The sequence below is a fragment of the Nocardia huaxiensis genome, from assembly GCF_013744875.1.
GTDB lineage: Bacteria > Actinomycetota > Actinomycetes > Mycobacteriales > Mycobacteriaceae > Nocardia > Nocardia huaxiensis.
The window spans coordinates 1,448,518-1,460,830 of record NZ_CP059399.1; the positions used below are offsets into that span (position 1 = coordinate 1,448,518).

7 protein-coding genes are annotated in these 12,313 nt (G+C 68.2%); 3 read left to right on the forward strand and 4 right to left on the reverse strand.

What is annotated here, in order from left to right; all coding sequences use genetic code 11:
- Positions 1-270: 270 nt before the first annotated feature.
- Together guaB and H0264_RS06485 are read left to right on the forward strand one after the other, a co-directional pair.
- On the forward strand, positions 271-1,815 hold the full coding sequence (gene guaB / locus H0264_RS06480; RefSeq protein ID WP_181583117.1) for an IMP dehydrogenase: 1,545 nt from the start codon (positions 271-273) through the stop codon (positions 1,813-1,815).
- 84 nt (positions 1,816-1,899) lie between these two features.
- A complete protein-coding gene (locus tag H0264_RS06485; protein ID WP_181583118.1) occupies positions 1,900-3,033 on the forward strand; it encodes a GuaB3 family IMP dehydrogenase-related protein in 1,134 nt (377 codons plus the stop codon).
- A gap of 176 nt (positions 3,034-3,209) precedes the next feature.
- Here H0264_RS06485 and H0264_RS06490 read toward each other — a convergent pair whose 3' ends face one another.
- The gene (locus H0264_RS06490) at positions 3,210-4,076 is read right to left on the reverse strand and encodes an alpha/beta fold hydrolase (RefSeq protein WP_181583119.1); all 867 of its coding nucleotides are present in this window, start codon (positions 4,074-4,076) and stop codon (positions 3,210-3,212) included.
- A gap of 442 nt (positions 4,077-4,518) precedes the next feature.
- Between H0264_RS06490 and guaA the strand changes: the two genes are divergently transcribed.
- Positions 4,519-6,078: a glutamine-hydrolyzing GMP synthase gene (guaA, locus tag H0264_RS06495; RefSeq protein WP_181583120.1), complete on the forward strand. Its 1,560-nt coding sequence runs from the start codon at positions 4,519-4,521 to the stop codon at positions 6,076-6,078.
- Positions 6,079-6,274: 196 nt separating this feature from the next.
- On the opposite strand, the gene H0264_RS06500 is transcribed toward guaA, so the two are convergent.
- The 3 genes from H0264_RS06500 to H0264_RS06510 form a co-directional block, all read right to left on the reverse strand.
- A complete protein-coding gene (locus tag H0264_RS06500) occupies positions 6,275-6,478 on the reverse strand; it encodes a hypothetical protein (RefSeq protein WP_181583121.1) in 204 nt (67 codons plus the stop codon).
- Positions 6,471-8,150: a PspC domain-containing protein gene (locus H0264_RS06505; RefSeq protein WP_244976118.1), complete on the reverse strand. Its 1,680-nt coding sequence runs from the start codon at positions 8,148-8,150 to the stop codon at positions 6,471-6,473. Before H0264_RS06505 ends, H0264_RS06500 begins: the two co-directional genes overlap by 8 nt.
- Before the next feature lie 136 nt (positions 8,151-8,286).
- Positions 8,287-12,276, reverse strand: a complete 3,990-nt coding sequence (locus H0264_RS06510; protein WP_181583123.1) for a WD40 repeat domain-containing protein — start codon at positions 12,274-12,276, stop codon at positions 8,287-8,289.
- Positions 12,277-12,313 lie beyond the last annotated feature (37 nt).

The following is a 12,313-nucleotide window of genomic DNA, read 5'->3' on the forward strand; positions in this document are numbered from 1 at the left end:
GCGCCAGCGCTGCGGCCCATTTGCCCTTGTTTCGCTGAAGTCTTGGCGCACGGCGCGTGTCGCGGGCGTCGCGCGGTGTGTCCAGGGGGACTGCACGGCCTCGTCGTTACCGGGAACACAGCGTCCGGGCGTGGCTGCGAGCTGGAATTGTGCGCCCGATACCATGGTTGACCAAAGGCCGGGTAGCAAATTCCGGTACTTGTCATTCCATCAGTCGTTCACCGGTTCCGGTCCGGTGGATGGTGCCGAGGTCCAGGAGGGGTCGTACCGATGAGCAGTCCCGTTACGGGCGAACGAAACGCCGGCCGCCCCCACACGGGTGGAGACGATCCGAACAAGATCGCAATGCTCGGCCTCACCTTCGACGATGTGCTGCTGCTGCCGGCCGCCTCGGATCTGATTCCGAGTTCGGTCGACACGTCCAGCCGTCTGACTCGTGACATCACGCTGCGCACCCCGCTGGTGAGCTCCGCGATGGACACCGTCACCGAGGCGCGCATGGCCATCGCCATGGCGCGCGCGGGCGGTATGGGTGTGCTGCATCGCAATCTGTCGGTGGCCGATCAGGCCGCGCAGGCCGAGACGGTGAAGCGGTCCGAGGCCGGGATGGTGACCGATCCGGTCACCTGTCGCCCGACCGACACGCTCGCCGAAGTCGACGCCATGTGCGCGCGCTACCGCATCTCCGGTCTGCCGGTGGTGGACGAGACCGGTGCGCTGGTGGGCATCATCACCAATCGCGATATGCGGTTCGAGGTCGACCAGAACCGTCCGGTCGCCGAGATCATGACCAAGGCTCCGCTGATCACCGCGCAGGAGGGCGTCACGGCCGAGGCCGCGCTCGGGCTGCTGCGCCGGCACAAGATCGAGAAGCTGCCGATCGTGGACGGCAGTGGCCGGCTGCGCGGGCTGATCACGGTCAAGGACTTCGTCAAGACCGAGCAGTACCCGAACGCCACCAAGGACCGTGACGGCCGCCTGCTGGTCGGCGCTGCCGTGGGTGTCGGCGAGGACGCCTGGGTGCGCGCCATGACCCTCGCGGATGTCGGCGTGGACGTGCTGATCGTGGATACCGCGCACGGGCATCAGGCCGGTGTGCTGCAGATGGTGTCGAAGATCAAGGCCGAGGTCGGCGACCGCGTGCAGATCGTGGGCGGCAATATCGCCACCCGTGCCGGTGCGGCCGCGCTCGTCGAGGCCGGTGCGGACGCGGTGAAGGTGGGTGTGGGCCCCGGCTCCATCTGCACCACCCGCGTGGTCGCCGGTGTCGGCGCGCCGCAGATCACCGCCATCCTCGAGGCCAATGCCGCCTGCGCGCCGCACGGCGTGCCGGTCATCGCCGACGGTGGCGTGCAGTACTCCGGTGATATCGCCAAGGCCATCGCGGCCGGCGCCTCCACCGTCATGCTGGGGTCGCTGCTGGCCGGCACCGCCGAGTCGCCGGGTGAGCTGATCCTGGTGGGCGGCAAGCAGTTCAAGAGCTACCGCGGCATGGGCTCGCTGGGCGCCATGCAGGGGCGCGGCGAGGCCAAGTCCTACTCCAAGGACCGCTACTTCCAGGACGACGTGCTGTCGGAGAAGAAGCTGGTGCCCGAGGGCATCGAGGGCCGGGTGCCGTTCCGCGGCCCGCTGGATCAGGTCATCCACCAGCTGGTGGGCGGTCTGCGCGCGGCCATGGGCTACACCGGTTCGCAGAACATTCCGCACCTGCAGCAGGCGCAGTTCACCCAGATCACGGCGGCGGGCCTGAAGGAGTCGCACCCGCACGACATCACCATGACCGTCGAGGCTCCCAACTACACCACCCGTTCGTAGCTCTGCCGAACCGGTTCGCGGGGGAAGTTGCCGCGGACCGGTTTGTCATGTGTGGCAACGGAACCCAGAGAGGAACTAGAAGCGATGCGCGACCTCGTCGAGATCGGCATGGGGCGGACCGCCCGGCGCACCTACGAACTGGACGATATCGACATCGTTCCGTCGCGGCGGACGCGTTCGTCGAAGCAGGTTTCGGTGGGCTGGCAGCTCGACGCGTACCGCTTCGAGATCCCGTTCCTGGCGCATCCGACCGACGCGCTGGTGTCGCCGCGCTTCGCCATCGAACTGGGCAAGGCCGGCGGTCTGGGTGTCATCAACGGTGAGGGGCTGTGGGCCCGGCACGCCGATGTCGACTCCAAGATCCAGCGGTTGATCGAGGTCGCGGAGAAGGAAGGCACCGAGGCCGCGGTCGCGCAGCTGCAGGAGTTGCACGCCGCGCCGATGCAGCCGGAGCTGCTGGCCGCCGCGGTCGGCGAGGTGCGCGCGGCCGGTGTCACCACCGCAGTGCGCGTGAGCCCGCAGAACGCGCGTGCGCTCACCCCGGCGCTGGTGCAGGCCGGGATCGACCTGCTGGTCGTGCACGGCACCATCATCTCCGCCGAGCATGTCGGTGACGGTGAGCCGTTGAACCTCAAGACCTTCATCGCCGAACTGGATGTGCCGGTGGTCGCGGGCGGCGTGAGCGATCACCGCACCGCGCTGCACCTCATGCGCACCGGTGCGGCCGGTGTCATCGTCGGCTACGGCTCCATGCAGGGCGCCACCACCACCGGTGAGGTGCTCGGCATCGGCGTGCCCATGGCCACCGCCATCGCCGACGCCGCCGCCGCGCGCCGCGACTACCTGGACGAGACCGGCGGCCGCTACGTGCACGTCATCGCCGACGGCGACATCCTGACCTCCGGTCACGTCGCCAAGGCCATCGCCTGCGGTGCGGACGCGGTGATGCTGGGCGTGCCGTTGACGCTGGCCACCGAGGCGCCGGGGCAGGGCTGGTACTGGCCGTCGGCCGCCGCGCATCCGTCGGTGCCGCGTGGCGCGGTGCTGCCGTTCGCCATCGACGAGGAGCGGGTGTCGCTGGACCAGGTGCTCAACGGCCCGTCCAACGATCCGTTCGGTTCGCTGAATCTGGTTGGCGGCCTGCGTCGTTCGATGGCCAAGACCGGCTACTGCGACCTCAAGGAATTCCAGAAGGTCGGCCTCAACGTTCGGGGCTGAGCATCCCGCCCCTTCGTCATCCCGGCGCGCTTTTTGGCCGGGATCCACACTGTCCGTAGATGATTCGCGGGTGTGGATCCCGGCCAAAAGCATGCCGGGATGACGATGGGGGCATGCCGGGATGGCCGGTGGGCTTGTCGCGATACGAGCGCTTGTTGTTTCGGCCCGTTGCTCGGTCAGTGGTCGGGGTTCACGGCGATTTCGCCCGTGCGCACCGGAATTTCGCCGGTGCGGAAGCGGGATGGGGTGAGGGAGCGCGAGATCGTGTGCTCGCGCAGGAATTCGCGGATAGCCGTGTTGACGGTGACGGGGTGGGTCATGTTCGCGGTCTGCCGTGCGCCTTCGATCTCCAGGTAGCGGGCGCTGGGCAGGCGGTCGGCCAGTTCGCGGGCGTGGGCGCGTGGGATGCCGCTGCGCGTGGGATGGATGACCAGTGTGGGACAGGTGATTTCGGCTAGTCGGTCGAGAATGGAGTCGCGGCCGAGCAGGCAGCCGGCGGCCACCTCGGTGGCGTGCGGGTCGCGGGCGAGCCAGCGTTTCACCCAGACGGCGCGATACCAGTCGTCTTCGCCGATGAGCCAGTGCGCGAGGTGTTCGGCGAGCGCCTGGCGCGGGCCCTTCTCGTGCCATTTGTCCAGGAAGCGACGGGCATTGGCGAGTTCCTGCCGCGTCGGGGAGTGCGCCTCGGTGCTGATGAGGATGAGCGCGGCGACGCGTTCGGGGGCCAGCAGCGCGGTGCGCAGCGCGATGTACCCGCCCTGCGAAATCCCGCCCACCACCGCCCGTTCCACGCCGAGCTGATCCAGCACGGTCAGGGCGTCGCGGGCGCAGGTCCAGTAGGTGAACGGGAGGCCCTTGTCGCGTGTGCGGCCGTGCCCGCGCGCGTCCCAGGACACGAACCGGAACTCCGGTGTCAGCGCCGCCGTCTGCGACGCGAACATCGTTCGGTCCATGAGGAATTCGTGCCCGAGCAGCACTACCGAACCGTTGCCCCCGCTGTCCTCGTAATGGATTTCGGCATCGATCGCGCGGGCGAATGGCACGGGTAGAGAATAGCCACGGCAACCGACAATTCGGCGGGCTTTTCCGGCCACCGCCACAACCTGTGCCGGGTGGCCTCCGGCGACAGGCCGAAGGGCCTCGCCGCAGCGGGCGACAGGCTCTATCGCCGTGTGCGTCCGTCCACTACGGTGTCGCCTGGGCTGTGCGCCGAACATGTGCCGCGCGAGCGGGTTTCGGACGGACCGAGCGGGCCCGCCGGTGCGTGATTCGCGCGGTGCGGCCTGGCTCCTCGCATGAGCCCGCCCGGCGGGCGCGATGCCCGCGGCCGCAGCGGAAGTGCACAGGTCACGCGTCTGCCGATGGTGGCACGCGAGGTCGGCCGGTGCAGTGGAAGCCCGGGGAATCCGCTCGGCTGGGGTGGGGCGCGTGCGGCAGGTGTTCCCCGGAGGCGCTGTGGTGTATGTCGCTCTTTAGACTGTTCAGGTGGCAGAAACCCAGCGACCAGTCCTTGTAGTCGACTTCGGTGCGCAGTATGCGCAGCTGATCGCGCGCCGGGTGCGCGAGGCCAGCGTCTACTCCGAGGTGGTCCCGCACACCATCACGGTCGAGGAGATCGCGGAGAAACAGCCGCTCGCGGTGATCCTTTCGGGTGGCCCGTCCAGCGTGTACGCCGAGGGCGCGCCGCAGTTGGACGCGCGGCTGTTCGATCTGGATCTGCCGGTCTTCGGCATCTGCTACGGCTTCCAGGCCATGGCGCAGGCACTCGGCGGCACCGTCTCGCACACCGGGACCCGCGAGTACGGCCGCACCGATCTGAGTGTGGACGGCGGTGTGCTGCACGGCGGTCTGCCGACCCGGCAGCCGGTGTGGATGAGCCACGGTGACGCGGTCACCGACGCGCCCGCCGGTTTCGAGGTCACCGCGACCTCCGCGGGCGCTCCGGTCGCCGCGTTCGAGGATCGCGCCCGCAAGCTCGCCGGCGTCCAGTACCACCCCGAGGTGCTGCATTCGCCGCACGGCCAGCAGGTGCTGAGCCGCTTCCTGCACGAGATGGCCGGCATTCCCGGGCAGTGGACGCCCGCCAATATCGCCGACGCCCTGATCAATCAGGTCAAGGAGCAAGTCGGCGACGGCCACGCGATTTGCGGTCTGTCCGGCGGTGTCGACTCCGCGGTGGCCGCGGCCCTGGTGCAGCGTGCCATCGGTGACCGTCTCACCTGTGTGTTCGTCGATCACGGTCTGCTGCGCGCGGGTGAGCGCGAGCAGGTGCAGCGCGATTTCGTCGCCTCGACCGGCGCCAAGCTGGTGACCGTGGACGCGGTCGACAAGTTCCTGGGCGAGCTGAAGGGCGTGACCGACCCCGAGGAGAAGCGCAAGATCATCGGCCGGGAGTTCATCCGCTCCTTCGAGGACGCGGTCGCTCAGGTCGTCGGTGAGCAGGGCGAGAGCAAGGTCGAATACCTGGTGCAGGGCACCCTGTACCCGGATGTCGTCGAATCCGGCGGCGGCGCGGGCACCGCCAATATCAAGTCGCACCACAATGTCGGCGGCCTCCCCGACGACCTCGAGTTCTCCCTCGTCGAACCGCTGCGCCTGCTCTTCAAGGACGAGGTCCGCGCGGTCGGCCGCGAGCTCGGCCTGCCCGAGGAAATCGTTGCGCGCCAGCCCTTCCCGGGCCCCGGCCTCGCCATCCGCATCATCGGCGAGGTCACCCACGACCGCCTCGAACTGCTCCGTCAGGCCGACGCCATCGCCCGCGAGGAGCTCACCGCCGCCGGCCTGGACAAGTCGATCTGGCAGTGCCCGGTGGTCCTGCTCGCGGACGTCCGCAGCGTCGGCGTCCAGGGCGACGGCCGCACCTACGGCCACCCCATCGTCCTGCGCCCGGTGTCCTCGGAGGACGCCATGACCGCGGACTGGACCCGCCTGCCCTACGAAGTCCTGGAACGCATTTCGACCCGCATCACCAACGAGGTGGCGGAGGTCAACCGCGTGGTCCTCGACGTGACGAGCAAGCCGCCGGGCACTATCGAATGGGAGTGAGCGCCGGCCGCTGACGCGTAAGACGAAGGGCCCCTGATCCATTCGGATCGGGGGCCCTTCGCGTCAGCCGCACGGTGACCCGTCCGCTGTCGCACCTGGAGGGGAGCGGACATGTGAAGGGCCCGGATCCGCTGGGATCCGGGCCCTTCCGTTCGGTCTCCCCGTGCCGGAGGCCGAACCGTTCTGGGGGACAGGGTTATTCGTCGTGGCGTTTGCGGGGCGAGAGGACCAGGATTACGCCGACCACGATGGCGGCGATCACCACCACCCAGCCGAGGGACAGGCCGCCGGAGACGGACCAGGAGTTGGGGCCGATGAAGGCCCAGACGCTCACCGCTACGGCCAGGACTCCGGCCAAGAGGAGCGAGAACGAGGGGCGGCGGGTCTTCTTGTCAGCCACGGGTCACCTCCACATCTCCCATTCGGACATTGATGATCAGGTTGAGGACGGGACCGGAGTCCGGGCCCGACATGCCGCTCTGGCAATTCGAATCACCCATGCGCACATTGCAGGTCGTGTTCACGCGCAGGTTCGGCGGCAGGATCACCTTGGCTTCGCCGGCGCCCACCGTGACGGTGGTGGTGCGGTCCTCGGTGAGCTTCAGCGCGCTCAGGTCGAGGGTGGCCGAACCCATGTTCACCTTGTAGGCGGGGCGCAGGTCGGCGGCGGTGGTGGCGGTCCAGGACTGGTCGCCCATGGTGGTCTCGTCCCATTCGATGGGCCCGATGAGCGAGGCCAGGATGACGAACCCGGCGAGGGGAGCCAGGAGCACCATCAGCCCGTGGCCGCGGCGCAGGAAGGCCCCGAGGACCAGGCCGATGCCGACCACCGCCAGCGCGGCGGCGGCGATGCGACCCGGGGTCATCCAGTCGGAGCCGGAGGCGGCCACCGAGCCGGCCGCCGCGGCCGCCAGCAGGGCCAGGCCGAGCACCACGGGGGTGAAGCGGGAGCGGGGTTTGCGCGGGGGAGCCTGCACCGGAAGTTGCGCTGTCGCAGTGGGATCGGGGAGATCCCAGGCGAGCGGGGCCACGCCGAGCGGATCCCAGCCGGGCGGGGTGGGGCCGAATTCGGGGGAGATCGGGGCGGGGGCGTAGCCGGTGTACGGGCGCTCCGCGACCGGAGGAATGGGATGCAGGACAGGCGATCTGCCGTCATCCCGCGGCTTCTTGAGCAGATCCGGCGCGGGGTTGCCGTCATCAGGGCCGGTGTCGTCCGAACCTTCGTCACCCGACGAGTCCTTGTGCAGGACTTCGGTTTCGGTGTTGTCGGCGGCCGGTTCCGCATCGGCCTTCCGGAGGACGACCGTCGCCGCGTCGGCATCCGGTCCCTCCGCCTTGTTCGGAACCGCCTCGACCGCAGTGGATTCCGTGCGCAGCACCGCGGTGCCGGGGCCCTGTGCATCATCGCCCTGCGTCTGCGTCTGCGCCTGCCGCCGATCCGGGTCCGGCTCATATTGGTCGGGCAGTTTCGTATACGGCCCATAGGTTTCGAACGGCGTAGTGCTCCCGGGGGCCATGGTCCCCGGATATCCGGTCCAGTAGGGCGAATTCGCGCTCGGGAACCCGCCGGCCAGCGCCGGATCATCGGCTATCCACTCCAGATATCCGACCGGCGGCCGCGGTTGCCGCTGGTGCAGCAGCCACCACCCCGCCAGCATGAGCGCGAAGCTGATCAGCCCCGATCCGCCCAGCCCGGCCCCCACCGGCCCGACCGTGGTGACCGCGATGCCCAGCGCGACGAGCAGCACCACGGTCTTCGACGACGACTGCGAACTCTGCCCCTTCCCGAACAGCGACTCGGCAGCGGACGTCTGATCCCCCGACTGCGGCAGCAACAGCCACCCCAGCAGGTACAGCACGATCCCGGCCCCACCGAACAGCGCCGACACCACGAACGCGACCCGCACCACCACCGGATCCACGTTGTACCGCCGCCCGAACCCGGCCGCCACCCCCGCGACCGGCCCGTGCTGCGGCAGTCGCACCGGCCGCGTCGCCCACAAATCATGAATCTGATCGCTGAAGCTGCCGCCCGGTTTGGCGCTGCTGGACCAGTCGCTCGCTGAATTCATGCATCCATCGTCCTGCCGCCCCGCCCCCGATCGCATCGGGGATCACCCTGAATCGCCACCTGAAACTCGAGGCGTGAGTGCGGCCCGAGACAGCCGTGAAGCCGAATTGCCGCGCAGGCGAGCAATTTCCAGCGAGTCAGTCGCAAGGCGGGTCGTAGTCCAGGTCCGGGAGGTAGCGCCGCCACAGTTCCGGCGTCCATGGGTTCCCAGTAGCGGTGCAGATGCGGTCGATCATGTGCTGTTCGTCCAGATCCCAGAACCGCAACGCGCCGTTCGAACCGTTCCCCACCACGAATCGGCCGTCTGGATGGAAGCGAGCGTCCCAGGGTTCTTTGCCGACATCCATCAGGGGTCCACCCATTCGGCGGGGATCGGCAGGATCGGTGTAATCCCACAGTTGTGGCGCGCCGTCGACGCTGGCGGTAAGCATGGTGCGGCCGTCGGGGGTGAAGTCGACCGTCCATGTGGTTGAGGTGTGGACGGCGAACGCATCGGCCAACGGCTGCGGCCGGGCTGGATCGCTGATATCCCAGCTTTGCAGTTTTTCGGCGGCCGTTATAACCATGACACGTTGGTCGGGGCTGAAGTGAGCAACGCCCTCATGATGCCGAAATGCTTCACCCAGCGCGGTGGGGTTGGCCGGGTTGCTGATATCCCACCTGGTGACGATGAGTTCACCATTACTGGCTAGATCGCGCTGCTGGGCGATCAATGTCTGGCCCGCTATGTCGATGGATACCCACGAGTAGCGGGGATCGACCGGCACAGTGGTGAGGAGTACCGGCCGCATCGGGTCCGCGAGACTCCAGATCTGCAGGGCCCCACTCTCGTCGATGCGCGCCATCGAACTCCAGTCGCCGATGGGATACGGCGGACTGGAATCCTGCGGCGGCAGCGACCAGTCGCCCCGGGACCGGATCCGGGTGGGGTCGGACAGATCCAATACCGATGTTTTGACGGTTCGAGCGGTCGACACAAGCAGGGTGCGCCCATCGGGGGCGAGCGACATCGAGTAGTAGTCCGCCGGCATCCGGTATTCGCCGACACGAGTGGGGCGTTGTCGAGTACTGATGTCCCACACGATGATCCGTCCGTCGGCCGATCCGGTCACCATCCGGTCTCCGGTGGCATCGAACTGCGGCGTCGTCAGGTAGCCGCTGTGTCCCGTCAAGACGGACGGTGGGAGCGACCAGACGACAAGCTTGCCGCTCGAGTCCCTGGCGTACAGGGTGCGCCCGTCCGGCGAAAAACCGAGGTCGCTCGCGGAGCTGGAACACAGATAGGTGCTGTTGTCGGGATATCGGCAACTCCCCGAGTCGAATACGAGCTGGTCGGTGACCAGGACCGGATCGGCGGGCTCGGTCACATTCCACAGCGCCGTGCGGGAACCGGACGAGACGACCAGGGTGGTGCCGTCCGGGCTGAACGTCAGTGCGGGAACATCGCCGTCCTCCGCTTTCAGAGGCGTGCCCAGGGGGCTCACATGTGCGCGATCGGCGACATCCCACAGTTCTACCGTGGCCCTGGAGCCGATGAACTGGCGCGAGATCTGGACTTCGTTGCTTATTGCCAGCAGGGTGCCGCTCGGATTGAAGACCATGTCACCGATGGCGGTCTGGTCCGCGACGAGGCGCTCGGTCAGTTTGATCGGTGCGGCACGATTGCGGATATCCCACAGCTGGATCGTTTTCACTGTCACATCGGTGCCCGGGCTGCTGATGATGGCCAGCAGACTACCGTCGGGGCTGGCTTCGAAGCGGCTGACGACCACCCCGGATTCATCCGGGCGGGTGTCGTCGAACAGCCGATGGGATGGTCCGCGCACCGGCACGGAGGGATTGCTCAGGTCCCACAGTGTGAATTGTGTGGTGCTCAAGACCGCCAGGTCGTTTCCGACGAACACCGGTTCGTTCATGGTCTTCGCGGACAATCCGGGTAGTCGTGCGGTTTCACGCGGTGCCGATGGATCTCGAACATCCCACAGCCTGATGTCCTCGCTGTATCCCGCTGTCACCATTCGGGATCCGTCCGCGCTGAAACCGGCCATCCGCACGCCATCGATCTGTGTGCCCAGCTGGCGAGGATGCCGAGCGTCTTGGACGTCCCACAGCCGAAGCGCGTCGTCGAAGCCGATGGCGGCGAGAACTCCGTCCGCCCGATAAGCCACGCCGGAAATGTCGGCGGGCTGCCCGAGTATCGGCTGCATGAGCGGCACATTCTGGGTTTGCAGGATTCGGGCCCGCACCTCGGAATCGTTCGGGCGCAGGCGTTCCGCTATCAGATACAGCTGCGCGGCCCGTGATTGGTCGGTGGCGGCCAACCGATCCGCCTCGGCCAGTACCGTGGTGAAATTCTTGTCGTCGCGGCGTTGCTGGGCCAGTTGGGTCTGGGTGTAAGTGGCGAAACCCAGGACCAGCAGCACCACACCGAGTGCCGCCAGCACCGCTCTGGTGCGGGAGGAGCGGCGGCGGATCCTGTTGCGCGCCAGGCCCGAAGCGGTGAGGAATTCGCGTGCCAGCGGACTGGCCGGCGGCGGATCCACATTGTCGAGGGCGTTCTGCAGGCGGGTGCCGTGGTACAGCAGGGATGAATCACGATCCTGCGCAGCCCATTCCGATGCATCGGCGTCCAGCCGCTGACGGACCAGATAGCCGACGCGGTCCTCGTCGATCCAGCCGTGCAGGCGGGGCCAGGCGCTCAGCACGATTTCGTGGGTGAGGCCGACGGTGTCCGCGTCTAGGGTGATCAGGCGGGTGCGGGAGAGCAATTCCAGTGCGGCGGCGGCGTCTTCGGGGTCCGGTGCGCGGTGGAGGAGTTCCCGGCGTGGGGCGGTGCGGCGGGTATCGCGGGAATCCTGGCCTACGGCAACGAGTCCCAGCAGGATCGCCTTGGCGGCATGCTGCTGGGCGGGAGCGAGTTCGTTCCAAGCCTGTTCGGCCGTCTCGGCGACCGAGCCGACCACGCCGCCCGCCTTGCGATATCCGGCGATGGTGAGGCGGCGGCCTTCCCGGTGCTGCCAGGTGGCGGCCATGACGTGGGAGAGCAGGGGCAGGGCGCCGGGGTCGTAGGTGCGGGAGGGGCGATCGCCGACACCGCACAGTTCGGTGACGACGAGTTCTTCCAAACCGGGCTCGAGTTCCAGCCCGGCGCTGCGGGCGGGGCCTGTGATCGCCTGGGCCAGTTCGTCTATGCGCATGGGGCCGAGCAGGAAGCTGCGGTGTTCCAAGGCTTCCTGAAGTGCGGGGTGGGCCAGGCAGTGGGCGTAGAAGTCGGCGCGGATCGCGATCACCACCGCGAGAGGGTCGACGGGGCGGGTGGCGCAGACGTGCAGGAGGTCGAGGACCTGCTCGCGTTCGGCCTCGTCGGCGCAGAGGGTGAACAGTTCTTCGAACTGGTCGATGACCAGCATGCGTCGGGGGCGGCCGGGCTCGGTCTCCGGCTCCGCCGGTGCGGGAGTTGCCGAGTCCGGTGGTGTCGCGGCATGTAGGAGGGCCGGCAGTGGATGCGGGCCGGGGGTCAGGGAGACGACCTCCCAATCCGGTAGAGCGGGAACGAGTCCGGCGGCCAGCAGCGAGGATTTTCCGGCTCCGGAGGCGCCCACCACGGCGATGATTCCGGTGGCCTCGCGAACCAGGGCGGTGAGATCGGCGGCGGCGCGGGTGCGGCCGAAGAACAGGTCGCGGTTCTCGCGTCGGTAGGAGTTCAAGCCCAGGTATGGGCAGGCCGCTTCGTCCTCTTCCTCGGGGTTCCACGTGGTGGCGGCGTGCCAGAGGCGTTGCCACTCTTTGGGTTCCGCCAGGTGGCGGGGGAGCGGGGTGTCTTGTTTGCGGGCCAGGTCGATGAGCGTCAGGACGACCGGGAGCAGGGATTCGAAGCGGGCGGGGACATTTCGGCCCGCCTTCCAGTCGCTGATGCGCTGGGCGGAGGCGCCGGTGGGGCGGTTGCCGGAGGCGGCGCGCATACGGGTTTCGGCCGCGGTGGCGACGCGGCGCAGGGTCGGATTGCCCGCCGCCGCATAGAGTTCTGTGAAGCGCTGGGCGAAAAGGCCCCGGGGCGAGCGGGACTGGCGATCGGCGGTTTCCCTCACCGACGACGGTTCGATATTCGGTTGGTCCCCCACGAGCATGAGGTCGAACTGTAGTCGTCTGGGACGCCGAATGCCG